Annotated in this window: 20 protein-coding genes and 1 pseudogene; 9 read left to right on the top strand and 12 right to left on the bottom strand. The window is 73.2% G+C overall.

What is annotated here, in order from left to right; genetic code table 11:
* The first annotated feature begins 136 nt into the window (after positions 1–136).
* Positions 137–2,359, top strand: a complete 2,223-nt coding sequence (gene glgB, locus GQS09_RS08210; protein ID WP_399552444.1) for a 1,4-alpha-glucan branching enzyme — start codon at positions 137–139, stop codon at positions 2,357–2,359.
* Between the two features lie 214 nt (positions 2,360–2,573).
* Positions 2,574–3,008: an NUDIX hydrolase gene (locus GQS09_RS08215; RefSeq protein ID WP_313896047.1), complete on the top strand. Its 435-nt coding sequence runs from the start codon at positions 2,574–2,576 to the stop codon at positions 3,006–3,008.
* A gap of 7 nt (positions 3,009–3,015) precedes the next feature.
* Here GQS09_RS08215 and GQS09_RS08220 read toward each other — a convergent pair whose 3' ends face one another.
* The 3 genes from GQS09_RS08220 to GQS09_RS08230 form a co-directional block, all read right to left on the bottom strand.
* Positions 3,016–3,828, bottom strand: coding sequence for a hypothetical protein (locus GQS09_RS08220; RefSeq protein WP_165985334.1), 813 nt, complete (start codon positions 3,826–3,828; stop codon positions 3,016–3,018).
* Positions 3,825–5,183, bottom strand: coding sequence for a hypothetical protein (locus GQS09_RS08225; protein ID WP_165985335.1), 1,359 nt, complete (start codon positions 5,181–5,183; stop codon positions 3,825–3,827). Before GQS09_RS08225 ends, GQS09_RS08220 begins: the two co-directional genes overlap by 4 nt.
* A gap of 124 nt (positions 5,184–5,307) precedes the next feature.
* Positions 5,308–6,519, bottom strand: a complete 1,212-nt coding sequence (locus GQS09_RS08230) for an amidohydrolase (protein WP_165985336.1) — start codon at positions 6,517–6,519, stop codon at positions 5,308–5,310.
* A 189-nt stretch (positions 6,520–6,708) separates the two neighbouring features.
* Between GQS09_RS08230 and GQS09_RS08235 the strand changes: the two genes are divergently transcribed.
* From GQS09_RS08235 to GQS09_RS08245, 3 genes are all read left to right on the top strand, one after another.
* Complete coding sequence (locus tag GQS09_RS08235) at positions 6,709–7,458, top strand: hypothetical protein (protein WP_165985337.1); 750 nt, start codon at positions 6,709–6,711, stop codon at positions 7,456–7,458.
* Between the two features lie 147 nt (positions 7,459–7,605).
* Positions 7,606–8,373, top strand: a complete 768-nt coding sequence (locus GQS09_RS08240; RefSeq protein WP_165985338.1) for a hypothetical protein — start codon at positions 7,606–7,608, stop codon at positions 8,371–8,373.
* Between the two features lie 131 nt (positions 8,374–8,504).
* A complete protein-coding gene (locus tag GQS09_RS08245; protein WP_165985339.1) occupies positions 8,505–9,464 on the top strand; it encodes a serine/threonine dehydratase in 960 nt (319 codons plus the stop codon).
* 70 nt (positions 9,465–9,534) lie between these two features.
* Here GQS09_RS08245 and GQS09_RS08250 read toward each other — a convergent pair whose 3' ends face one another.
* Positions 9,535–10,560 carry a 6-phosphofructokinase gene (locus tag GQS09_RS08250; protein ID WP_165985340.1) on the bottom strand — a complete coding sequence of 342 codons (1,026 nt, stop codon included), beginning with the start codon at positions 10,558–10,560 and terminating at the stop codon, positions 9,535–9,537.
* Between the two features lie 247 nt (positions 10,561–10,807).
* Here GQS09_RS08250 and pta point away from each other — a divergent pair, with 247 nt between their 5' ends.
* The 3 genes from pta to pyk are packed head-to-tail and all read left to right on the top strand — an operon-like array spanning position 10,808 to position 15,761.
* Positions 10,808–12,934: a phosphate acetyltransferase gene (gene pta, locus GQS09_RS08255; RefSeq protein ID WP_165985341.1), complete on the top strand. Its 2,127-nt coding sequence runs from the start codon at positions 10,808–10,810 to the stop codon at positions 12,932–12,934.
* Between the two features lie 35 nt (positions 12,935–12,969).
* Entirely contained in the window at positions 12,970–14,283 is a 1,314-nt protein-coding gene (locus tag GQS09_RS08260) for an acetate kinase (protein ID WP_165985342.1), read from the top strand.
* A gap of 53 nt (positions 14,284–14,336) precedes the next feature.
* Positions 14,337–15,761 (top strand): pyruvate kinase, encoded by a 1,425-nt coding sequence (gene pyk, locus GQS09_RS08265; protein WP_165985343.1) that lies wholly within the window; start codon positions 14,337–14,339, stop codon positions 15,759–15,761.
* 183 nt (positions 15,762–15,944) lie between these two features.
* Here the strand turns inward: pyk and GQS09_RS08270 are convergent, their stop codons facing one another.
* From GQS09_RS08270 to GQS09_RS08285, 4 genes are all read right to left on the bottom strand, one after another.
* Positions 15,945–17,207, bottom strand: coding sequence for a hypothetical protein (locus GQS09_RS08270; RefSeq protein ID WP_165985344.1), 1,263 nt, complete (start codon positions 17,205–17,207; stop codon positions 15,945–15,947).
* A 64-nt stretch (positions 17,208–17,271) separates the two neighbouring features.
* Positions 17,272–17,958, bottom strand: coding sequence for a DUF6114 domain-containing protein (locus tag GQS09_RS08275; RefSeq protein ID WP_399552446.1), 687 nt, complete (start codon positions 17,956–17,958; stop codon positions 17,272–17,274).
* A gap of 348 nt (positions 17,959–18,306) precedes the next feature.
* Positions 18,307–18,924, bottom strand: coding sequence for a DUF6230 family protein (locus GQS09_RS08280; RefSeq protein WP_165985345.1), 618 nt, complete (start codon positions 18,922–18,924; stop codon positions 18,307–18,309).
* Positions 18,925–19,389: 465 nt separating this feature from the next.
* The gene (locus GQS09_RS08285) at positions 19,390–20,391 is read right to left on the bottom strand and encodes a tetratricopeptide repeat protein (RefSeq protein WP_207957581.1); all 1,002 of its coding nucleotides are present in this window, start codon (positions 20,389–20,391) and stop codon (positions 19,390–19,392) included.
* Between the two features lie 162 nt (positions 20,392–20,553).
* On the opposite strand from GQS09_RS08285, the gene GQS09_RS08290 reads away from it, so the two are divergent.
* Entirely contained in the window at positions 20,554–21,267 is a 714-nt protein-coding gene (locus GQS09_RS08290; RefSeq protein ID WP_165985346.1) for a TetR/AcrR family transcriptional regulator, read from the top strand.
* Between the two features lie 63 nt (positions 21,268–21,330).
* Here the strand turns inward: GQS09_RS08290 and GQS09_RS08295 are convergent, their stop codons facing one another.
* The 4 genes and pseudogenes from GQS09_RS08295 to GQS09_RS08310 all read right to left on the bottom strand — a co-directional run.
* Complete coding sequence (locus tag GQS09_RS08295) at positions 21,331–23,016, bottom strand: methylmalonyl-CoA mutase family protein (RefSeq protein WP_313896048.1); 1,686 nt, start codon at positions 23,014–23,016, stop codon at positions 21,331–21,333.
* A gap of 177 nt (positions 23,017–23,193) precedes the next feature.
* Positions 23,194–23,577: a DUF3817 domain-containing protein gene (locus tag GQS09_RS08300; RefSeq protein WP_165985348.1), complete on the bottom strand. Its 384-nt coding sequence runs from the start codon at positions 23,575–23,577 to the stop codon at positions 23,194–23,196.
* A 61-nt stretch (positions 23,578–23,638) separates the two neighbouring features.
* On the bottom strand, positions 23,639–24,148 hold the full coding sequence (locus GQS09_RS08305) for a MarR family winged helix-turn-helix transcriptional regulator (RefSeq protein WP_165985349.1): 510 nt from the start codon (positions 24,146–24,148) through the stop codon (positions 23,639–23,641).
* A gap of 80 nt (positions 24,149–24,228) precedes the next feature.
* A pseudogene (locus GQS09_RS08310) lies at positions 24,229–25,205 on the bottom strand (hypothetical protein); the annotation flags it as partial.

Raw genomic sequence — 25,205 nt, forward strand, 5'->3', positions numbered from 1 at the left:
CCCGCCCGGCGCGGGCCGTGCCCCCGGCCGCGGACGGGGCCGGGNCCCCGCGGCCCCGCCCGCACCCGCCGGGACCGCACGCCGGGACCGGGCCGCCGCGGCCGGTGACGGCGACGCACCACGGCCGACCCTGAGCGTGGCACCCGCCGAGCCCATGGACGCCACCGACCGGGGACGGCTGCTCAGCGGCTCCCACCACGACCCGCACGCGCTGCTCGGTGCCCACCCGGTGCCCGGCGGCGTGCGCATCCGGGTGCTGCGCCCCTTCGCCACCCGGGTCACCGTGCTCGGCCAGGGCCCGGACGCCGGACTGGTCGCCGATCTGGTCTCCGAGGGCGACGGGCTGTTCGGCGGCGTGCTGCCGCTGTCCGCCCCGCCCGACTACCGGCTCCGCCTGGTCTACCCGGGGGTGGACGGCTCCGGCCCGCAGGTGCGGACCGTGCACGACCCCTACCGCTTCCTCCCGGCCATCGGCGACCTCGATCTGCACCTGGTCTCCGAGGGCCGCCACGAGCAGCTCTGGCAGGCGCTGGGCGCCCGGCCCATGACGCACCAGGGCGTCGCCGGCACCCGGTTCACCGTCTGGGCGCCGAGCGCCCGGGGCGTGCGGGTCACCGGGGACTTCTGCTTCTGGGACGGCACCGCCTTCCCCATGCGCTCCATGGGGTCCAGCGGGGTGTGGGAGCTGTTCCTGCCCGGTATCGGCCCCGGCACGGTCTACAAGTTCGACATCCACACCCCGGACGGCCACCACACGCTGCGCGCCGACCCGCTGGCCCGGCGCGCCGAGTGCCCGCCGAACACCGCGTCGATCGTGCACGACTCCTCCTACGAGTGGGGCGACGCGGAGTGGATGGCCACCCGGGGGCAGCGCTTCAACCGCACCGCCCCGGTCTCCATCTACGAGGTGCACCTGCCCTCCTGGCGGCCCGGGCTGTCCTACCGGGAGCTCGCCGAGGAGCTGCCCGGCTATGTCAAGGACCTGGGCTTCACCCATGTGGAACTGATGCCGGTGGCCGAGCACCCGTTCGCCCCCTCCTGGGGCTACCAGGTGACCGGCTACTACGCCCCGACCGCCCGGCTGGGCACCCCGGAGGACTTCAAGTACCTGGTGGACGCCCTGCACCGGGCCGGCATCGGGGTGCTGATGGACTGGGTGCCGGCGCACTTCCCCAAGGACGACTGGGCGCTTGCCCGGTTCGACGGCACCCCCTGCTACGAGCACCCGGACCCGCGCCGCGCCGAGCACCCCGACTGGGGCACCCTGGAGTTCGACTACGGCCGCCGGGAGGTGCGGAACTTCCTGGTGGCGAACGCGGTCTACTGGTGCCAGGAGTTCCACATCGACGGCCTCCGGGTGGACGCGGTGGCGTCCATGCTCTACCTGGACTACTCCCGCGAGGACGGCCAGTGGCTGCCCAACGAGTCCGGCGGCCGGGACAACCCGGACGCGGTCTCCTTCCTCCAGGAGATGAACGCCACCGTCTACCGGCGCTGCCCGGGCGTGGTGACCATCGCCGAGGAGTCCACGGCCTGGGACGGCGTCACCCGCCCCACCCACATCACCGGTCCCACCGGCATCGGCGGCCTGGGCTTCGGCTTCAAGTGGAACATGGGCTGGATGCACGACTCGCTGGTCTACATGTCCAAGGACCCGGTGCACCGCAAGTACCACCACAACGAGATGACGTTCTCCATGGTCTACGCCTATTCGGAGAACTACGTGCTGCCGATCTCGCACGACGAGGTGGTGCACGGCAAGGGCGCCCTGGTCTCCAAGATGCCCGGCGACTGGTGGCAGCAGCGCGCCAACCACCGCGCCTACCTGGGCTACATGTGGGCCCACCCGGGCAAGCAGCTGCTGTTCATGGGATCGGAATTCGCCCAGGGCGCGGAGTGGCGGGTGGACGAGGGGCCGCAGTGGTGGGTGCTGGACCCGGGCTACTCGGCGGCCGGGGACCACGGCGGTGTCCGGGACCTGGTGCGGGAGCTGAACCGGATCTACCGGTCCACCCCCGCGCTGTACCAGCGGGACACCGAGCCCGGCGGCTTCTGCTGGATCGACGCGCACTGCGCCGACGACAACATGCTGGCCTTCGTCCGCTGGGCCGAGGACGGCTCGCCGCTGGTCTGCGTCGCCAACTTCTCCCCGGTGGTGCGGCACGGCTACCGGATCGGGGTGCCCGGTGAGGTCCCGGTGTGGGAGGAGATCCTCAACACCGACAACCCGGCCTGGGGCGGCAGCGGGGTGCTCAACCGGGAGCCGCTCAAGACCGAGCAGGTGGCCTGGCACGGCCGCCGGCACAGCGTGGAGCTGACCCTGCCGCCGCTGGCAACCGTCTGGCTCAGGCCCGCCTGAGCGGCCGTCCGTCTCGATTTCGGTGCGGTCCCGGCGCCTGGCGGCGCCGGGACCGTTTCACGTGCGCCGTTCCGCCCCCCGGTGTTTTGTCATGCTCCCGATGCGCCCGCCGGGCCTGCCGCACGGGCCGACAAGCCGCCCGGAACGCCGTACATTGTGTAGACACCGATGCCGAAACTGGGGAGCGAGCACCGTGGTGCCGAGTACCGCATCAGTGACCGCCGTGCGCCGGAACCGCCTGGCCGCGGCGGTCGTCCTGCACCAGGGCCGGGTGCTGCTGGTGCGCCGCAGCTACCGCGAGCGCTTCCTGCCCGGGGTCTGGGGCGTTCCCTCCGGCAAGCTGGAGCCCGGCGAGCGTCCCGAGGACGCGGTGCTCCGGGAGCTGAAGGAGGAGACCGGCCTGTCCGGCGAGATCATCGGCACCGGCGGCGAGCGGACCTTCTTCAGCCGGTGGAACGGCGCCACCGTGGAGAACACCCAGCGCAACTTCCTGGTCCGGCCGCTGAGCCTGGAGGTGGCGCTGCCCGAGCCCGATCAGGAGTACCGCTGGGTGCCCGTCGCGGAGCTCGACGGCTTCGGCCTGGACGACCACAACCTCGGCACCATCCGCCAGTCCCTGCCGCACGGCCGCAGCGCTCCGCGGCGCTGATCCGCCGTCACCGCACCAGGGTCCGCAGCCGCCGCAGGGCGTCCAGATACTCGCGCGCGCTCAGCGCACGCCGGCGCACCGGCGCCGGCTCCGGGCGGCCGGCCGGTACGTACACCTCGGTGCCGCGCCGGGTGAGCGCGGTCTGCAGGAAGAGTGTCGCCGTGGGCCCGTCCGGGGCGGGTTCCACCCGGTGCAGCACCTCGGCGGCCAGCGCGTAGCCGGTGCCGCGCGGCAGGCACAGCTGGGCCGTCTGCCGCACCGAGGCGGGCCCGGTCCGCTCCAGCCGCCACCGGCCCTCCTCGCGGGAGGAGGACTCCCGGTAACCGCTCATCACCATGCCCTCCCCGCCCGCGTACGGATTGGCGGCGAAGACCTGCATGGTGAGGCTGCCGCACAGAATGCGGGAGGCCAGCGCGAACCGGTGGTTGTGTATGTGGCCGGCCGCCGCGGGCCGCTCCGGCCCGCCCCGGCGCGGCGCGCCCTCCGGCCGCCCCGGCGGCCTCTCCGGGGCGGCCGGGGCGGCCGGTCCCCGCCGGTCCGGCGGCGGGTCCCACAGGTGGGCCCGCAGCAGATAGCGCGGCTCCTCCCCGAGCAGGACCAGCTTGGTGAAGCCCAGCGGATGACGGTCCGACAGCCGGGCCGGGACGGAGACCGTCTCCGGGTGCTCCTCCCCCTGGCGGATCAGCCCGGCCAGCAGGGCGTCCAGATCGGCCGGGCCGGCCAGCCGGCGCACGGCGTTCTCCGCCCCCGTCAGAAACCCCTCCGGGGAGCCGATTCCGGCCTCGATCAGCTCCCTCGCCCCCTGTGCCGCCGTGGTCATGGCGTGGTGTACGAGCGGTGCGCGTGCGCGATCAGCACTGATATCCCCTGGTAGGTCATCCATATCGGACGGTGTTCCCGGTCGTCGCCCCATTCCCACACGCCTCCCCGTTGTTCGGCACGCACACGCGCCACGGCGGACCGCAGGCACGCCTCGGTCGCCCGCCGCAGTGCCGGGTCCTCCGGCGGGGCGGGCGCGGCCATCAGTGCCCGCGCCACCCAGCCGGCGGTGAAGTGCCGGATGAAGGTGTGATCGGTCGGCCCGCCGGCCCCGAACCGCCGCAGATGCTCCGTCTGGTGCTCGAACTCCCCGTGCCGCACCAGCCACTCCAGACCCTGCTCCATGGCCTGGCGGGAGCGCCGCTCGGTGCCGAGCACGGCCGTCACCCGGGCCAGGGCCAGCGCCGCCTGGGCGGTGTGCACCGGAGAGGGCCGCGCCGGGCGCAGCAGCCGGGCGTCGCCCTCCAGGGAGTACCCCCAGCAGCACAGCCCGTCCCGCTCGGGATCGTGCAGCGCACCCTCCGTCAGCCGGTCACGCAGCCGGGGCAGCTCGGGGGAGCCGGGCGCGGCGCGCAGCAGGCCGCGGATGGCGGCACCGATGACGTACGTCCGGGCCTCGCCCTCCGGGTCGGCGCCCGGGGCCAGCAGCCCCTCCAGCACGCCGACGGCCTCGTCCAGCCGGGAGCGGTGCGCGCCGGCCCGGCTGAGCGCGCCCAGCACCAGGGCGGTGACCTCCGGCCGGCTGACCCCGGTGCCGGTGCGGGCGGCCCAGCCGCCGTCCGGCAGCCGGAGCCGCCACAGCGTCTCCACCAGGGCGGGCTGGTCGAAGCGGCCGTCGTCCGGCCCGAGGGCCAGCGCGAGGTGCAGGCCGTAGGCGGTGCCGATCGCCGTGGGCGGATGGCCGGCCTCGCCCTCCTCCAGGAAGTGCGACCAGCCGGTCAGCGGGCCCAGATCCGGGTCGTCGCAGACCGAGCGGGCGCGCAGCACGGCCTCCCGGGTGCCGGCCACGACCCGGGGGAACGGCTCGCCGGGGCGGGCCGGCCCGGGAATCACCGCCGCCCCGGCCGCCCCGGCCGGGTGCGCCGGCTCGGCGGCGGACTCCCGGCCCCGCCTGACCTGCACGCTCAGCCAGACGATCAGCCCGGTGGCGATCCCGGCGGTGCCGGCCAGGGCATAGCGGGCGGGATCCCCGGAGAGGGACTCGGGCAGCACCCCGAGCAGCGACTGGAACACCGCGTACGCCGCGGGCAGCGGCACATAGCGGGCCAGCCGCTGCGAGAGCTGCGGCGGGGCACCGTCGGCCGGGGCGTCCGCGGCGGGCGGACGCCCCGTCAGCACCGGCCTGCGAAACGCCATCTGCTCTCCTCTCCCGCCGGACCCCGGCCGCGGCCGCCTTACTCCAGTGTACGCAGCGTGACCGACACCCGTTCCCGCCGTGACCGCTCCCTGCTCTCCTTTCGCGCTGTGCGCCCTGTGCGCGCTACTCGCGGTAGTACGGATCGGCCACGACGCCCTCCCGCCGCTCCGCGTCGTACCGGTAGACCTCGCGCCCCGCGATGTAGGTGCGCACCGCGCGGCTCATCACGTCCAGCGGATCGCCGTCCCAGAGCACGAGGTCCGCGTCCAGCCCCGGCCGCAGCGCACCGACCCGGTCGGCCAGGCCCATCATCCCGGCCGGATGGACGGTGATCGCGCGCAGCGCCTCGGCACGGTCCATGCCCTCCTTGACCGCGAAGGTGGCCTGGTGCACCAGGAAGTGGATGGGCACCACGGGGTGGTCGGTGGTGAGGGCGACCTTGGCCCCTGCCCGGGCGAGTATCCCCGGGTTCTGGAGGGTGCGGTGCCGCAGCTCGACCTTGAGACGGCTGGTCAGCAGCGGCCCGCTGATCACCGGGATGCCGCGCCGGGCCACCTCGTCGGCCAGCAGATGGGCCTCGGTGGCGTGATTGATGATCAGCCGGTAGCCGAACTCGTCCGCCAGCCGGATCGCGGTGGCGATGTCGTCGGCCCGGTGGGTGTGCTGGCACCACGGCAGCTCCCCGTCCAGCACCCGGACCAGCACCTCCAGGGCCGAGTCCCGGTCGAAGGGCTTGCCCTCGGCGCGGGCCTGCTCGCGCCGCGCCCGGTAGTCCTGCGCCCGGCTGAACGCGTCCCGGATCACCGCGGCCACGCCCTGCCGGGTGGAGGGCAGCTTCTTCTGCTCCCCGTAGACGCGCTTGGGGTTCTCCCCCAGCGCGCTCTTCACGCTGCACGGCTGGCGCACCAGCATGTCGTCCACGCTGCGGCCCCAGCACTTGAGGGCCACCGTCTGCCCGCCGATCGGGTTGGCCGACCCCGGCTTGATCACGGCCGTGGTGACCCCTCCGCCCAGCGCGTCCGCGAAGCCCTGGTCCGCGGGGTTGACGGCATCCAGCGCGCGCAGCATCGCGCCGTTGGGGTCGGTCCGTTCGTTGGTGTCGTCCCCGGCCCAGCCCTCGGCCTCCTCGTGGATGCCGATGTGGCCGTGCGCCTCCACGAAGCCGGGCAGCACCCACAGTCCGGCGGCGTCCACCACCTCGACGTCCTGCGGTATCGGCACTTCGCCGTCCGCGCCCACCGCGACGATCTTCCCGTCGCGGATCACCACGGTTCCGCCCGGGATGGGATCGCCATCGACGGGCACCACATGTCCAGAAGTGATCACAAGATCCATGCCCCAGAACCTAGCCCACGCCGTGCCGCGGCAGGGCGGGGCCGAACGGGTGGCGGGGGCCGGTGATGCGGCGACACCGTGCGGCGGAGGGCCCGCCCTCCGGGAGCCGGGACGATCATGAGGTCCTCTGATCAGCACGGATCTCCTGGAGGCATGGTGCGTGTTCCGGCATGGCGGAGAGCCGCGGCGGTGACCGCCGTGGTCCTGGGCGCGGCGGCAGTGGCGTCGGCCTGCGGCGACGGCGGGGAGGGGGCGGCGGCCAGGGATGCCGCCGACGCGCCCCGGCAGACCACCAGCACGGCCACCCCGACCCTCAACCCCGACGACTTCACCACCACCATCGACAACCCCTATCTGCCGCTGGAGCCCGGCACCCGCTTCACCTACGAGAACGCCGCCGAGGACGACACCGAGGAGGACACCGAGCGGGTGGTGGTGGAGGTGACGGACCGGACCCGGGAGGTCATGGGCATCACCACGGTGGTGGTCCGGGACACGGTGACCGTGGACGGCGAGACCGTCCGGGAGTCCCGGGACTGGTTCGCCCAGGACAGCACCGGCAATGTCTGGTACTTCGGCGAGGAGACCAGGGAGCTGGAGAACGGCGAGGTGACCAGTACCGAGGGCTCCTGGGAGGCGGGCGAGGACGGCGCCCACCCCGGCATCGTGATGCCCGCCGACCCGCGGGTCGGCGCGGTCTACCCGCAGGAGAACGCCCCCGGGGTGGCCGAGGACACGGCCGAGGTGCTGAGCCGGGACGAGAGCGTCGAGGTGCCCTACGGCTCCTTCGACAACGTCGTCCAGACCAAGGACTACACCCCGCTGGAGCCGGACATGGTGGAGCACAAGTACTACGCCGAGGGCGTCGGCCTGGTGCTGGAGGAGGAGGTCGAGGGCGGCGACGACCGCCTGGAACTGGTCTCCGTGGAACGCCCCTGACCGGCCGCCCGCCGCACCCGGTCACGGTGGGCCGGAGGAGTGGCGGCGGCGGGCGAAGCCGCGAAACCCGGGCGGCGGGACCCCGCCGTCCGGCCCGCCGGTCCGATCCTGGGACGGTCCGGCCTTCCCCCGACGTGAGGAGACATCGTGCGTGCTCCGGTCCGGCCGAATCCGACGGCGGTGATCGCGCTCCTGCTGGCGGCCGCGGCCGGCGTCACCGCCTGCGGCGGCGGGGAGACGGGAGTGTCCGCCCAGGACACCCCCGGCACACCGCGGCAGACCTCCCCCACGGCCGGCCCCACGTTCGACCCCGAGGACTTCACGACCACGATCGACAACCCGTATCTGCCGCTGGAGCCCGGCACCCGCTTCACCTACCGGTCCGCCGAGGGCGAGGGCGGGACCGAGGCGGTCGTCGAGGTCACGGACGAGACCACCGACATCCTCGGCGTCACCGTCCGGATCGTGGCCGAGACCGTCAGCGTGGACGGCGTGGTCGTCGAGGAGAGCCGGAACTGGTTCGCCCAGGACGGCGAGGGCAACGTCTGGACCTTCGGCGCGGACCTCAACGTCGTCGAGGACACCGAGATCGCCCCCACCCCGGGAGCACTGGCGGCCGGAAGGGACGGCGCCCACCCGGGCATCGCGATGCCGGCCGACCCGCAGCCGGGCACCGTCTACCCGACCCGGGACACCGCGTTGTACGCGGAGACGGTGGAGGTGGTGAGCGTGGACGAGAGCGTGGAGGTGCCCCACGGCTCCTTCCGCGACGTTGTCGTCACCGAGGAGACCGACCCGCTGAACCCGGAGGCGGTCCACCACCGCCACTACGCCGAAGGCCTCGGGCTGGTGCTGCGCGAGCAGGTCGAGGGCGGCGGCGACCGGCTCCGGCTCACCGCAGTCGACCGGCCCTGATCCCCGGACGGCGGCGCCACCGGGACGCCGCGCGCGGAGGAGAGCGGTGACCGGGACGGCCGCGCCGCGGAGAACCGGCCGCCGCGCCGCCCCGGGAAGGCCATGGGGCGGCACGGCCTAGGGTGGGTGGGGTGATCGGGTACGAAGACGTCAAGGCCGCCGCGGGGCGGGTCGGCGGGCGGGTGCGGCCGGTGGCGGTCGCGCCGGCCCGGGACGGGCTCTGGTTCGCGCTGGAGTTCCTCCAGCACACCGGGACGTTCAAGGCGCGCGGGGCGCTGAACTTCACCACCGCGCAGCGGGAGGCGGGGGCGATGCCACGGGCCGGGGTCGTGATCGCCTCCGGCGGGAACGCCGGGCTGGCGTGCGCCTGGGCGGCCCGCGCGGCCGGCGTGCCCGCCACGGTGTTCGTGCCGGAGAACGCCCCGCCGGTGAAGGTCCGCAGGCTGCGGGACCTGGGCGCGGAGGTGCGGCCGGCCGGCCGGGAGTACGCGGAGGCGGCCGAGGCGGCCCGGCGCTGGGCCGGGGAGAGCGGGGCCCTGCTGTCGCACGCGTACGCGCATCCGCTGGTCGCGGCCGGGGCGGGCACCCTGATGGAGGAGATCCGGACCGCGCTGCCGGCCGTGGACACGGTGGTGGTGGCCGTCGGCGGGGGCGGGCTGTTCGCCGGGGTGGCGGCCTCGGCCGCGGAGCACGGAGTGCGGGTGGTGGCCGCGGAGCCGCGGGGCTGCCGGGCGCTGCACGCGGCGATCGCGGCGGGCGAGGTGGTGGACGTGCCGGTGGCGTCGGTGGCGGCCGACAGCCTGGGGGCCCGGCGGGTGTCGGAGGACGCGCTCGGCTGGGCGCTGCGCGGGGACGTGCGCTCGGTGCTGGTGGACGACGGGGCGATCACGGACGCCCGGCGGCGGCTGTGGGCGGAGCACCGGATCGCGGTCGAGCACGGAGCGGCCACGGCCCTGGCGGCGGTCGGCAGCGGCGCCTACCGGCCCGCGGACGGCGAGCGGGTGTGCGTCGTGCTGTGCGGGGCGAACACCGATCCCTCGGACCTGGCGGACCCGGCGGCTGCGGCGGCTGCGGCGGCCCGGCCGGACTGACCCGCGGCGGCCCCGGCGCCGGTGCGGGAAGGCGGCCGGGGCGGATTCGCGGCGGGGAGCCACCGGCCGGTCAGTACACGGCCTCGGACTCGTCCATCCGGTACTGCGGCACGGTCTTGAGCTCGGCGGTGGCCTCGGCCAGCGGCGCCATCACGACCTCGGTGCCGCGCAGCGCGGTCATGTTGCCGAACTCGCCCCGGTGCACGGCCTCCACCGCGTGCCAGCCGAACCGGGTGGCCAGCACCCGGTCGTAGGCGGTGGGGGTGCCGCCGCGCTGCACATGGCCGAGAATGACCTGCCGCGCCTCGGTGCCCAGCCGCTTCTCCAGCTCCACCGCCAGCCGGTTGCCGATGCCGGTGAAGCGCTCGTGCCCGTAGGCGTCGATCTCCCCGCGCTCGTACGGCATGGTGCCCTCGGCCGGGCGGGCGCCCTCGGCGACGCACACCACCGCGAACTTCTTGCCGCGGGCGAACCGCTCCCGCACCATCTCGCACAGCCGGTCGATCTGGAACGGCCGCTCCGGGATGCAGATGCCGTGCGCACCGCCGGCGATGCCGGCCTCCAGGGCGATCCAGCCGGCGTGCCGCCCCATCACCTCGACCACCATCACCCGCTGGTGCGACTCGGCGGTGGTCTTCAGCCGGTCGATGGCCTCGGTGGCGACCATGACGGCGGTGTCGAAACCGAAGGTGCGGTCGGTGGCGGAGATGTCGTTGTCGATGGTCTTGGGAACGCCCACCACCGGGATGCCGGCCTCGGAGAGCATGTGAGAGGCAGTCAGGGTGCCCTCGCCGCCGATCGGGATCAGCGCGTCCAGGTTGAGATCGCGGCGCAACTGGTCGGCGTTGGCGGCGGCTTCCCGCAGCCGTCCGCGCTCCAGCCGGCTGGAGCCGAGGATGGTGCCGCCGCGGGCCAGGATTCCGCTGACCGCATCGATGTCGAGCTTGCGGTAGCGCCCTTCGAGGAGACCCTTGAAGCCGTCCTCGAAGCCGATGACCTCGTCGCCGTGGTCGACCACGGCCCGGTGGACGACCGACCGGATGACGGCGTTGAGGCCAGGGCAGTCGCCGCCCGCGGTGAGAACGCCAATACGCATGGACTCTCTCCTGCCTGCAGATGAGGAAAGCTGGGAAGCCGCGCCATCGGGGCCGCCCTGTGGTACCGGGAGCCGCACCTGATTCTTTCACGCCATGAAGACGACGCCGAACACCCGCGCCCCACCCGTCGAGCGCCTTACCGCGCGCCCCGGGTACTGTCAAGGGTGTCACCGATGACGGATCGGGTGAACCCACGGCCGGGTGAACAGCACCGGGCCGTTCCGCTTGCGTGAGGAGAGATCACACGTGTCGCGCAGCGTGTACGTGACGGGCATCGGCCGGGGTGACGGCCGGCAGGTGGTCGAGCTGGGGATCATGGAGCTGCTCACCCGCCAGGTGGAGCGGGTCGGGGTGTTCCGCCCGCTGTCCCACGGTCACCGGGACGCGGTGGTGGAGCTGCTCCGCGGCCGGTTCCGGCTCGGCCAGCCGCCTGCCACCGCGATCGGGATGAGTTACGCCGACGCCGCCGCCCTGCAGGCCGAGCGCGGCTCGGACGAGCTGGTGGCGCATCTGGTGGAACGGTTCCACGAGGTGGCCCGGGAGCACCAGGCGGTGCTGGTGATGGGCACCGACTACGCCGACACGGGTCTGCCGGCCGAGCTGGCGCTCAACGCCCGGCTGGCCAACGAGTTCGGCGCGGTGGTGCTGCCCGTGGTCAGCGGCCGGGACGAGGACGCGGAGCAGCTCGTCGCGGAGGTGCGCAACGCCCATCACGCCTACACCTCGCTGGGCTGCCACGTGATCGCCACCATCGCCAACCGGGTGCGCGGCGAGGCCGCCCGGGAGGCCGCCCGGGAGCTGGGCCGCCATCTGCCGGAGCCGGTGTTCGTGATCCCGGAGGAGCCGGCGCTGGCGGCCCCCACCGTGGCGCAGGTGGCCGAGGCGGTGGGCGCCGCCGTGCTGCTGGGCGACCAGACCGGCATGGCCCGGGACGTGCGGGGCTTCGTCTTCGGCGGCGCCTCGCTGCCCACCTTCCTCAACGCCATGACCGAGAGCTGCATGGTGGTGACCCCGGGGGACCGGGCGGATCTGGTGGTGGGCGCGCTGGCCGCGCACTCGGCCGGCGCCACCCCGGTGGCCGGGGTCCTGCTGACCCTGGGGCTCACCCCGGGTGAGCAGGCCATGCGGCTGGCGCACCGGCTGGCGCCGGGGACCCCGGTGCTGTCGGTGCCGGGCGGCTCCTTCCCCACCGCGGCCGCGCTTTTCGACCTCGAAGGCAAGCTGACCGCCGCGACCCCCCGCAAGGCGGAAATCGCCCTCGGTCTGTTCGAGAAACATGTCGACACCGCGGTGCTCACCGACCGGCTGGCGGTGAGCAGGACGGACCGGGTGACACCGATGATGTTCGAGCACGAGCTGATCGAGCGGGCCCGCGCGGACCGCCGTCAGCTGGTGCTGCCGGAGGGCACCGAGGAGCGGGTGCTGCGCGCGGCCGAGGTGCTGCTGCGCCGCAATGTGTGCGATCTGGTGCTGCTGGGTGAGGACAGCACGATCCGGCGCAAGGCCGGGGAACTGGGCCTGGACCTGCCGCTGCTGGCCCCGGACGAGGTGGCCGCCGACCCCGCCGTGGCCACCGCCCGGATCGTCGATCCGCAGAACTCTCCGCTGCGGGAACGTTTCGCCGAAACGTACGCCACGCTGCGCGCGCACCGCGGGGTGACCTACGAGCTGGCCTGGGACGTGGTGGCGGACGTGTCGTACTTCGGGACGCTGATGGTGCACGAAGGGCTGGCGGACGGCATGGTCTCCGGCGCCGTCCACTCCACCGCCGCCACCATCCGGCCGGCCTTCGAGATCATCCGCACCAAGCCGGACGCCGAGATCGTCTCCTCGGTGTTCTTCATGTGCCTGGCGGACCGGGTGCTGGTCTACGGCGACTGCGCGGTCAACCCGGACCCGGACGCCGCCCAGCTGGCCGACATCGCCATCCAGTCGGCGGCCACCGCCGCCCAGTTCGGGGTGGAGCCGCGGATCGCCATGCTCTCCTACTCCACCGGCACCTCGGGCACCGGCGTGGACGTGGACAAGGTGCGGGAGGCGACCGGGCTGGTGCGCGCGCTGCGCCCGGATCTGAAGGCGGAGGGCCCGATCCAGTACGACGCCGCGGTGGAGCCGACCGTGGCCGCCACCAAGCTGCCGGAGTCGGAGGTGGCCGGGCAGGCGACGGTGCTGATCTTCCCCGATCTGAACACCGGGAACAACACCTACAAGGCGGTGCAGCGCTCGGCCGGCGCGGTGGCGGTCGGCCCGGTGCTCCAGGGCCTGCGCAAGCCGGTCAACGACCTCTCGCGCGGCGCGCTGGTGCAGGACATCGTGAACACCGTGGCGATCACGGCCGTGCAGGCGCAGCAGCAGCGGCCGGCGGCGGGATGACCGGCGCGGGCGCAGAGGGCGAGGAGGACGGGCAGATGGCCGAGCAGGGTTCGGACGCGGACGCGGACGCGAGGGCGGGGCAGGCCGGCCGGGCCGGCCGGGTGCTGGTGCTGAACTCGGGGTCGTCCTCGGTGAAGTACCAGCTCATCGACATGGCGGACGGCTCCCGGCGGGCGGCCGGCCTGGTGGAGCGGATCGGCGAGCGCACCTCCCGGCTGGTGCACACGGTGCACACGGTGCACGGCGGCGCGGACGGCGAGAGCGCGCGGCCGGGGCGGCGGGAGACCGAGCAGCGCTTCCCCGGCCACGGCGCGGCGCTCAAGGCGGTCGCCGCCGAACTCGCCGCGGACGGCATGGGCCTGGACTCGCCCCGGCTGGTGGCCATCGGCCACCGGGTGGTGCACGGCGGCACCCGGTTCACCGACCCGACGCTGATCGACGACGAGGTGCTGGCCGAGATCGAGCGCCTGGTGCCGCTGGCTCCGCTGCACAACCCGGCGAACCTCACCGGCATCCGCACCGCGCTGGATCTCAACCCCGGGCTCCCGCAGGTCGCGGTCTTCGACACCGCCTTCCACGCCACCATGCCGGAGCACGCCTGGCGGTACGCCGTCGACACCGCGACCGCGGACCGGTACGGCCTGCGCCGCTACGGATTCCACGGCACCTCGCACGCCTTCGTCTCCCGCCGCACCGCCGGACTGCTGGGCCGGGAGCCGGGCGAGACGAACGTCATCGTGCTGCACCTGGGCAACGGCGCCTCGGCCTCGGCGGTGGCCGGCGGGCGCTGCGTGGAGACCTCCATGGGGCTCACCCCGCTGGAGGGACTGGTGATGGGCACCCGCTCGGGCGACCTCGACCCGGCGGTGGTGTTCCATCTGGCCCGGGTGGCCGGGATGGACACCGAGGAGATCGACACGCTGCTCAACACGCGCTCCGGCCTGGCCGGCCTGTGCGGGGACAACGACATGCGGGAGATCCGGCGCCGGATCACGGCCGGCGGCCCGGACGGCGAGCGCGCCCGGCTGGCCTTCGACATCTACATCCACCGGCTGCGCAAGTACATCGGGGCGTATACGGCGGTACTGGGCCGGGTGGACGCCATCGCGTTCACCGCCGGGGTCGGCGAGAACGACCCGGAGGTGCGGCGGGCCGCCGTCGCCGGGCTGGAGCAGACCCTCGGCGTGGCCGTCGACACGGAACGGAACGCCGAGAGCGCCACTCGAGCCAGGCTCATTTCCCCGGAGTACGCTCGGGTCGCGGTGGCCGTTGTGCCCACCGACGAGGAACTGGAGATCGCCGCCCAGACGTACCAACTGGTAACCCGACAGTCGTCTTCCGGTCGGTGACCGGCCCGCCCCCGTGATTATTCCGCTCGTGAACAAACGATAGGATCGCCCCCATGCGCCGTTCCAAAATCGTCTGCACGCTGGGCCCTGCCGTCGACTCCGCCGATCAGCTGAAGAACCTGATCGAGGCCGGGATGAACGTGGCCCGTTTCAACATGAGCCACGGGTCGCACGCGGAGCACGAGGAGCGGTTCCACCGCCTCCGTGCGGCGGGTGAGGAGTGCGGCCGGGAGATCGGCACGCTGTTCGATCTCCAGGGACCCAAGATCCGGCTGGCGACCTTCGCCGAGGGGCCGGTGGAGCTGGTCCGCGGGGACACCTTCACCATCACCACCGAGGACGTGCCCGGCGACAAGACGATCTGCGGCACCACCTACAAGGGCCTGCCCGGCGATGTCGCCAAGGGCGACCCGGTGCTGATCAACGACGGCAATGTGGCGCTCCAGGTGACCGAGGTGGACGGCCCGCGGGTGCAGACCATCGTGATCGAGGGCGGCGTGGTCTCCGACCACAAGGGCATCAACCTGCCGGGCGCGGCGGTCAACGTCCCGGCCCTGTCCGAGAAGGACATCGTGGACCTGGAGTTCGCGCTCAACCTGGGCGCGGACATGATCGCCCTGTCCTTCGTGCGCAGCGCCACCGATGTCCGGGACGTCCACCAGGTGATGGACCGGGTCGGCCGGCGGGTACCGGTGATCGCCAAGGTGGAGAAGCCCCAGGCGCTGGAGAACATGGAAGAGGTCGTGCTGGCCTTCGACGGCGTGATGGTGGCCCGCGGCGACCTGGCGGTGGAGTACCCGCTGGAGAAGGTCCCGATGGTGCAGAAGCGGCTGATCGAGATGTGCCGCCGGAACGCCAAACCGGTGATCGTGGCCACCCAGATGATGGAGTCGATGATCACCAACTCCCGCCCCACCCGCGCCGAGGCCTCGGACGTGGCCAACGCCATCCTGGACGGCACCGACGCGGTGATGCTGTCGGCGGAGTCCTCGGTGGGCCAGTATCCGGTGGAGACGGTCCGCACCATGTCGCGGATCGTGGAGGCCGCCGAGCAGGAGCTGCTGGCCAAGGGGCTCCAGCCGCTGGTGAAGGGCAAGAAGCCGCGCACCCAGGGCGGTTCGGTGGCCCGGGCGGCGGCCGAGATGGCGGACTTCCTGTTCGCCAAGGCGCTGGTGGCGTTCACCAAGTCGGGCGACACCGCGCGGCGGCTGTCCCGGTACCGGGCCGTGCAGCCGATCCTGGCCTTCACCACGGAGAAGTCCACCGCCCGTCAGCTCTGCCTGAGCTGGGGCGTGGAGAGCTTCGTGGTGCCGCACGCCAAGAACACGGACGAGATGGTGCAGCTGGTGGACCGGGAGCTGCTGCGGCTCAACCGCTGGCAGGAGGACGACGTGATGATCATGACGGCCGGCTCGCCGCCCGGCGTGGTCGGGACGACCAACATGGTCCGCGTGCTGCACCTGGGCAAGGACAGCTGACCGGCCCCGGGACCGCGAGGACGCGCGGGGCGGGCGGCACGGATCAGTGCCGCCCGCCCCGGGGGTTCCGCTCGCTCTGCGGCGTCTGCGGCGTCTGTGGTTTCTGTTATTTCTGTGGCTTCTGCGGCGCCTGTGGTGCTGTGACGGCGTGCCGGTGGCGGTCCGGTGCCGGGTCTCCGCGCGTCACGACTGCGTGATGTAGTTGCTCATGCCCTTGGGGAAGTTCAGTGTGCCCCCGAACTGACCGGCCTGGGTGACGGTGACATCCGTGAAGTGCGCGACCGGGACGTCCAGCGGCGGCTCGTGCTGCGGGTCGAAGACGATCGGTATCAGGCCGAAAAGATTGCCCTCCAGCCGCTCGGTGTACATGGTCACCGTGCCGTTGCGGAAGGTGGAGTTGCTGCCCGGGGCGGCCTGCACGTGGTACCGGAGACCGTCCGGGCCGTGGACGATCTGGTGCAGGTCGCCTATGTCCAGCTTCTCGGCGGTGAACTTCAGCGCCTGCTTGGACTCTCCGCTGGACGTGGTCACATTGACCACCCCGTGGTACTTCAGGCCCCGCAGGGTCAGGTAGGTCGCCTCCAGGTACCAGGGCTCGTCGGCGACCACCACGGCCACATCGGTGCCCGCCACCTGCCGCTCCACCGGGCAGGGGTAGGGGACCTTGCCCTCCGCGTCCGGGGCGAACGGGTCGGCCTCACCGGCCGGCTCGCTCTCCCCGGCCGCCGCCGCGACGGCCTGTTCCGCCGCCCCGGTGGCCGGGTCCTGCTCCCCGCCGTCCGCGGCTCCGTCTGTGGCGTCGTCCGCCGCGCCGTCCGTGGCCGGCTTCCCGGGGAGGGTCTCCGCGGCGGTCTCCGCGGCGCTCCCGGCGGCCGTCCCGGCCGTCCCGGTCTGCCCGGCCTGCTCCGTCCGTTCGTCCTGCCCGTCCTGGCCGTCCTGTGCGGTGGCGGCCTGCTCCTGATCCGCCGGCTGCTCGGCGGTGGCCCCGGTCAGCCCGGCCGAGGTGACCAGGTTCGTCAGGCCGGTGCCCAGGTCCTCCAGGACCTTGCCGACGCCCAGCGGGTCCAGCGGGTTGACGGCCTCGTCCCCCTCGGGCTGCTCCGCGCCGCTCTCACCGTTCTCCGGGGCGGGCGCGGCAGGGCGCTCGGTGTCCGGTTCCGGCTCGGGTCCGGGGTCCGGTTCCGGCTCGGGTTCCGGCTCGGGCCCGGGCTCGGGTTCCGGCTCGGGGTCCGGCTCGGGGTCCGGGCCGGCCTCCGGCGCCGGGTCCTGCCCCGGCCCGTCCTGCTCGGCCTGGTCCTCGGCGGTGTCCGGGACGGCCACGCAGGGCCCGTCCTGGAACGGGTTCTCCGGGTGCTGGTCGGCCTTGGCCAGCGGTGAGGTGAAGCCCATGCCCATGATCACCGCAGAGGGCATCGCCGCCAGCGCGACGGCCTTGCTCACGGGCATGTGCAGCCGCTTTCGCAAGGGTTTGCGTGAGGTGTGCGCAGCCTTGCCCGCCCCGGAGTTCTCCTCACTCGGCACGGTGCTTCCCCTCCGTCTGGTCCGCTGTGGTGGCGGCGCCGTCCGCCGCGGGCGCGTCCTGGGCCGCCGGGTCCCGGTCCGGAGCGCCGAAGCCGAAATCGGCCAGCGCGCTGCCGGTGCCCGGTGCCGTGGCGGCCGACCTGGCCGCCAGTTCCTGCCAGTCCTCGGCCGTCTCCGCCGCCGTGCCGTCCGCGGCGGCGCCGTCCGGCTGGTCGGTGCCCTCGTCCAGGTCATGGGCCTCCAGCTCGGCCTTCCGCTCGCCGGAGACCCAGGCCAGGCTCATCCCGCCGCCGGTGATGCCCATCAGGAAGCCGATCAGGAAGCCCCCGATGTTGGACACCGGGATGGAGACCAGTGACAGCACCAGGGTGGCGATACCGGAAAAGACCCGGGTGGAGGGCTGGAACCACATGGAGAAGCCCAGGGTGATCAGCAGCACGCCGATCACCAGGGAGCCCGCACCCGCGGTGGTGGCGATCCGGATGGTCAGATCGCCCATGCTCAGATTCGCGTACGGGAAGTACAGGATCGGGATTCCTGCCAGGATGGTCCAGAACCCGGCCCAGAAGGGCCGCTGCCCTCTCCAGTGCCGGAAGCCGCGGCGGGCCCGGGTGAGGCGCGAGGGCGGCCCCTCCGCCGCGTCGGCGGTGGTCATCGGTTGGGTGGTGGTGCTCATGGCGCGTGCTCCCTGGGTGCACGGAACGGCGGCAGCGTGCGAGAAGCGCCCGGTGCGGCGGGCGGCGGCCGGCTGGCGGAGAGGACGGCGGACGAGGGGCACCGGACGGGGGCGGACGGGCGGCCCGGCCGTCGGCCGCGGCCACCGGTGCGACCGGCGTCCACGGCCGGGCACGGGCGGCCGTGCGGACGGAGGGCGGGGACGGAGGACGGGGACGGGACGGGCTCTTGAGTGCCGGGCCGCGGGCCCGGACCCCGGACCCCGGGCCCTGCGACGGTGCGGACTCACTGGCCGTCCGGCCCGGAACGGGACGCCGAGGGGCCCCCGTTCCGGGCCTGGATCAGGCCGTCAGTAGCACTGCTTGTCGTTGCCCCTGTGCAGGTTCAGCTTCAGCCCGCTCAGCTTGAAGGTGCCCGCGGTGGTCGCCCACGCGGTCTGCTTGACATCGGTCAGCGTCACCTTGTCGGCCTGCTGGGCGAAGGAGTTCGGGTCGTACTGCCCCGTCGGCTTCGGCCCCTTGGTGGTTCCGCCGGCCGGAACGCCGATGTCGATGTTGGTGAACTCGGCGTTGGCGTCGAGCTGCGCCACATCGATGAACAGGTTCTCGGCCTTGACCGGGTTCTTCGGGTCCGCGCCCGCGCCGAGCCGCAGGGTCACATCGCCGATCGGCGTGGGGACCACCACGGACTGGCAGAGGTTGTAGATCGTGGCGCTGTTGAACGCCGAGACCGCGACCGGCACGTGCTTGCCGTCGGCCGTCGCGTTGACGGTGCCGTACTGCACAAAGCCGTCTTCGTTCACCAGCTTGTCGGTGGTCACCTTGAAGCTCTGACCGGACACTGTGAACGAGGCCGCGAGGGCGCCCTGGGCGAGGCCGACACCTATCGCGGCGGTCGCGGCCACGCTGGGCACCATGACGGCCGCGAAGCGCCGCCATCTGGTGCCGCCACGAGCCTGAGACTCCATGACTTTCCTCCTTAGGGACAACTCCTCCGCACCGCCCGCCCCAGGGGTACCGAAGGACCCGCCCCCGAAGCGCGCGCAGACGGAGAAGCGCGACATCCCGGGCCACCCCCGGGAGACAGCCACGGACCGCACACAGGTACGGCCGCAAAGGAGCGGCCCCGCCCGTCGGCGGAACCCCCTTGACCCGAGGCCGACGCGTGGCTGACGTCGGCTTGGCTGATCGTGCTCGATGTGCGGTCGACAGGCAAGGGGTTCGTTACTAGCGAGTAAGACACGGTGGAATCACCGATGAGACGATAGCGGGCTTTTATACGCTGCGTAGCGGCAATCCCGGACACACTCCTCCGGTCAACCGGGCGCAACAAGCCGGCAACCCCGGCCGCCCCTTACGGAGCGTGACAACGGCCGCGTTTACCAAACTTTGGTAAAGCGCGGCCGATGTGAGCGATCTGTCGGCTTTCCCGCTCAGAAGAGCACTCGGGTGAGCGCGCCACGGGCCGCGGTCACCCGCGGGTCATCGGGGCCGACCACCTCGAACAGCTCCAGCAGATGCATCCGGGCCTTCTCGCGTTCCTCCCCCGCGGACCGGCGCACGGCATCGACCAGCCGGGAGAACGCGTCCGGCACATGCCCGCCGTAGAGGTCGAGATCGGCGGCGGCCATCTGGGCGCCGACATCCTCCGGGCGGTCGGCGGCGTCCCGCCGGACCTTCTCCTGGTCCATGGACCGCACCCGCTCCAGCAGCCTGGCATTGGCCAGGCCGGCCTTGGCCTCGGCATGGCCGGGCTGGTCGGAGAGCACGTTCTCGAAGGCGCGGATCGCCCCGCCCAGATCACCGCTCTCCAGCGCGGAGTACGCGGCCTCCAGCGCCGGATCCATCGGCGGGCCGGGCACGGCGCCCCCGGCGCCCGCCTCCTCGCCGGCCCCGGCACCGGCACCGGCCAGGCCGGTGATGCCGAAGCGCTGCTCGGCGGCGGCGATGAGCTGCTCCAGCACCTGCCGGATCTGTGCCTCGGGCGCGGCGCCCTGGAACAGCGGCAGGGCCTGGCCGGCCACGACCGCGAACACCGCGGGGATGCCCTGCACGCCGAACTGCTGGGCCAGCATGGGGTTGGCGTCGACGTCCACCTTGGCCAGCACGACACGGCCGGCGAGGGCCTCGGTGAGACGCTCCAGCACCGGGCTGAGCTGCTTGCAGGGCTGGCACCATTCCGCCCAGAAGTCGATGACGACCGGGACCTCGGCGCTGCGCTGGAGCACCTCGCTCTCGAAGCTCTGCTCGTCGACGTCGACGATGAGCCGCAGCGCCTCGCCGGCAGGCTGTCCCTGTGCGCCTGCCGGCCCCTGCGACTGCGCCTGGCGGGCGCGTTGCGCGCGGGCCTCGTCGGCCTTGGCCTTGGCCTCGGCCGCCGCCTTCAGTGCGGAGAGGTCCACTACGCCGCTCATGGAGATGTTGCGTGGCTGCATGAGGACCAGTCTCCCCCCTCCGCGGCTCGTTGCGGAACGCATCCCCGGGACAGGCGCCCACCGGGTCCTGCGAGTGCCTGTGCCCTGGGCAGCTTACGCTACGGGCCGTATCGTAAGTCAAGCCCTCGGCGATCTTCATTACTCATGGGTAAGGTTCCGGCCATGTCCCACGTCCCCTCCCACGTCCCCTCCCGTGCCGCCTCACCGTCCGCCCCGTCCGCCCCGCCCGCCGCAGCAGCCCCGTCAGCTCCGTCCGCCGCGCCCGCCGAGCGGCGCACCGGCCGGCCGCGCAGCGCCGCGGCGGACCGGGCGATCGTGGCCGCGACCCGCCGGGCACTGGCCGAACTCGGCTGGTCGGGGCTGACCATGGCGGAAGTGGCGGCCCGCGCCAAAGTGGCCAAGACCACGCTGTACCGGCGCTGGCCGGGCAAGAACGAACTCGTGGTGGACAGCCTGGCGGCGGTCTTCGACGAGCAGCTGGAGCTGCCGGACAGCGGCAGCCTGGCCGCCGATCTGTCGGGCGTGGTCCGCAGCTTCGCCGCGCTGCTGGAGCTGCCGGAGATCCGCACCGCGCTGATGGCCGTGGTCACCGAGGCGACCCGGGACGAGGCACTGCGCGCCCGGATCCGGGCGGCGATCGTGGACCGGCAGAAGGCGCTGGTGCTGCTCGGCCGCTCGCGCGCGCAGGCGCGCGGCGAGCTCCCGCCGGAGCCGGACCCGCAGGCCGCCGCGCGCAGCGCGGACCTGATCTTCGATGTGATCGCCGGCACCGTGGTGCACCGCACGCTGGTGAGCAACGAGCCGGTGGACGCCGGCTGGGCCGCCGACTTCGCCCACCTGCTCCTCACCGGCCTGGCCTCCCCCGCGGCCCGCTGACCGCCGCTCCCGTTCCCGCCCGGGAGGCGGTCCGCAACGGTGCGGCGGTCCCGTCGGCCTCGCTCAGAAGCCGGGGGGCTCGGTGTACGTGCCCCACTCGGCGCGGAGTGCGTCGCAGATCTCGCCCAGGGTGGCCTCGGCGCGCACCGCGGCCAGCATCGGCTCGATCATGTTGGCGCCCTCCCGGGCGGCGGCGAGCATGCCGTCCAGCGCGGCACGCACCGCGGCGTCGTCCCGCCGCCCGCGGCGCTCGGCCAGCAGCCGGACCTGCTCGCGTTCGACCTCGTGGCTGATCCGCAGAATCTCCAGATCCCGGGTGACCGAGCCGTGGTGCACGTTGACGCCGACGATCTTCTTCTCGCCCTTCTCCAGCGCCCGCTGGTAGCGGAACGCGGACTCGGCGATCTCGCCGGTGAACCAGCCGTCCTCGATGCCCTGGAGCAGCCCGGAGGTCATCGGCCCGATCGGGTGCGGGCCGTCCGGCACCGCGCGCCGGCCGCGCTCCCTTATCCGCTCGAAGATCTTCTCGGCCTCGGCCTCGATCCGGTCGGTGAGCTGCTCGATGTACCAGGAGCCGCCGAGCGGGTCGGCGACATTGGTGACCCCGGTCTCCTCCATGATCACCTGCTGGGTGCGCAGCGCGATCTCCGCGGCCTGCTCGCTGGGCAGCGCCAGGGTCTCGTCCAGCGCGTTGGTGTGCAGCGAGTTGGTGCCGCCCAGCACCGCCGAGAGCGCCTCCAGGGCGGTGCGCACCACGTTGTTGTAGGGCTGCTGGGCGGTGAGCGAGACCCCGGCGGTCTGCGTGTGGAAGCGCAGCCACTGCGCCTTCTCGCTGGTCGCGCCGTAGACGTCGCGCATCCAGCGGGCCCAGATCCGGCGCGCGGCGCGGAACTTGGCGATCTCCTCGAAGAAGTCGATGTGCGCGTCGAAGAAGAAAGACAGACCCGGCGCGAAGGTGTTGACGTCCAGGCCGCGGGAGAGGCCCAGCTCCACGTAGCCGAAGCCGTCGGCCAGGGTGTAGGCCAGCTCCTGGGCGGCGGTGGCCCCGGCCTCCCGGATGTGGTAGCCGGAGACGGAGAGCGGCTTGTAGGCCGGAATGCGCTCGGCGCAGAACTCCATCAGGTCACCGATCAGCCGCAGATGCGGCTCGGGCGGGAACAGCCACTCCTTCTGGGCGATGTACTCCTTGAAGATGTCGGTCTGCAGGGTGCCGTTGAGCACGGCCGGGTCCACGCCTTGGCGCTCGGCGGCCACCAGGTACATGCAGAACACCGGGACGGCCGGGCCGGAGATGGTCATGGAGGTGGTGACCTCGCCCAGCGGGATGCCGCGGAAGAGAACCTCCATGTCGGCGGCGGAGTCCACGGCCACACCGCAGTGGCCCACCTCGCCCAGCGAGCGCGGGTCGTCGGAGTCGCGGCCCATCAGGGTGGGCATGTCGAAGGCCACCGAGAGGCCGCCGCCGCCCGCGTCCAGGATCATCCGGTAGCGCTCATTGGTCTGCTCGGCGTTGCCGAAGCCGGCGAACTGGCGGATGGTCCAGGTCCGGCCGCGGTAGCCGGTGGGGTACAGGCCGCGGGTGAAGGGGAACTCCCCGGGCCAGCCGATGCGCTCGAAGCCCTGGTACGCATCGCCCGGACGGGGGCCGTAGACCGGCTCCAGCTCGGTACCGGAGAGGGTGGTGAAGTCGGCGTCCCGGGTGCGGGACGCGTCGAACCGGGCCTGCCAGCGGCGGCGGCCCTCGGCGATGGCCTCCGGGCTGCCGGGCGCGGCGGCGCCGGGGTTGCCGGCGGCGGCGTCCGGGGCCGCGGAGCGGTCGGCTGCGTCGGGGTGCTTGGCATCCATGCACGCCAATTTACTCGGACGTCCAAGCAATTACTAGGACATCCGAGTAAACCCTCGTGAACCGTGTTCCCCGGGGTGGGCTCAGCCGCGGGCCGACGTGGTGCCGGGCGCGGACTCGGCCGCCCGACCGGCGCCCGAGGTCTGCCCCGGCACCTCCGGGCGCTCCAGCAGCGGCGTGATCTCCCGGGTGATCCGCCGCTCCACGAAGAAGGCCACGAACGGCACGGTGCCGGACAGCAGCACGCCGATCAGCTTGCCGAACGGCCAGCGGGCCTTCTGCCCGAGGTCGAAGGCGACGATCAGATAGAGGATGTAGAGCAGGCCGTGGGCCTGCGAGACCACGAAGGTCAGATCCTCGCCGGTGTCGAATCCGTACTTGAACACCATGCAGGTGCACAGCACCAGGAGCATGACGGCGGTCACATAGGCCATCACGCGGTAGCGGGTCAGGACGCTCGGCTTCATGGGCACGAGCGTATCCGCCCGTTTCGGGCGTTCTTCACCCGCCCCGCCCGGCGCGGGCGGCTCACTCCTCGCGGAAGTCCCCGGCGGCCAGCCGCAGCGGACGCAGCAGCGCGAAGATCTCCCCGCACTCCTCGTCGTCATAGGCGCCCAGGCCGAACTCCATCGCCATCAGGTCGTGGGTGGCGGCGTCGCAGATCTCCCGGCCCCGGTCGGTGATCACGGCCAGCGTGCCGCGCCCGTCGTTGGGGTTGGGCCGCTTGATGACCAGGCCCGCCCTGGCCAGCCGGTCCACGGTGTTGGTCACCGACGTCGGGTGCACCATCAGCCGCTCACCTATCTTGGACATCGGCAGCTCGCCCTTCTTGCTGAAGGTGAGCAGCACCAGCGCCTCGTAGCGGGCGAAGGTCAGCCCGTACGGCTTGACCACCGCGTCCACCTCGGCGAGCAGGATCTGGTGGGCACGCATGATGGAGGTGATCGCCTCCATGGCGGGCGACGGTCCCCAGCGTCCCTTCCACGACTCCCCGGCACGGGCGATCGGATCGAAGGACAGGCTCAGCGGTTTGGGCACGGCCTCGACCCTACCGGGCGTGTCGATCACCCGTAAGGCTGTCTCAGCGGGCGGCCGGGATACTTCGCGGGGGTGAGCGGTCAGCCCTCCGGAACCGAGCCGCCCGCCGACCCGCCGCCGGTGGTGGTGGACGGCAGTTCCTCGTCCCCGGCGCCGGCCGCGGTGCCGCCGCAGCGGCCGTCCCGGGAGGCACCGGTGCCGTCCGCCTGCTCCCCCGTTCCCTCGCTCACCAGGGTGACCAGGCACTCCGCGGTGAGCGTGTAGTGCTTCTGCGCAGGCCCGGTCTCGTACAGCCGGGCCATCTCCTCGCCCACCTGCCCGGCGGAGGGGAAGGGCGTGGTGATCATCCGCACCAGCAGGACCAGGTTCGCCCTGCGGGCCACGAACAGGTACGATCCCGCGGCCCGGCGCCCGCCCTCGGCGGCGACCTGGTCGTAGACGGTCAGCTCCACCTCGGTGCCCGCCGTCGCGTGCACCGCCGCCTCGGCCGCGGCGTCCGGGGTCAGCAGTCCGCACGCGCGCGCGGGCTCGTGCAGCGACTCGGTGTAGGCGGCGGCATACTCGGCGGCGGGGAAGGACACCACCCAGAACTGGGCGGCGGCCACGTCCCCGCCGGCGAAGTTGCTCACCTGCGCGGGGAGATCCGGGTACTGGCCGAACACGCCGCTGTCGCAGTCCACGTTCTGCAGGTCGCGCAGCCGGTGATAGACGGTTTCGTCCGGCACCTCCCGCCAGGCCAGCGCGTCGCTCCAGGGCAGCGCGGAGGGCGGCAGGAGGAGACCCGACCCGTCGTGGGCGTCCTCGCCCGGCGGGTCGGTGCCGTCCCCGGACTCGGGCCCGGGGCTCGGGGTCTTCCCGGTGCGGGCGTCGGGCGTCCCGGTCGCGGCGGGCGGCACCGGGTCCCGGTCGGGCATCAGGGAGCCGTCCTGCCCGCCGCCGCCCAGCAGCCAGCCGCCCAGGGCGAGCGCGGTCACCACCCCGACCGAGCCGGCCACGGCACCCGCACGGCGGCGGGCGCGGCGCCGCTCACCGCGGCGGCGCACCGCCTCCGGCGGGG

The organism is Streptomyces sp. YIM 98790 (assembly GCF_011421595.1).
Taxonomy (GTDB): Bacteria; Actinomycetota; Actinomycetes; order Streptomycetales; family Streptomycetaceae; genus Streptomyces.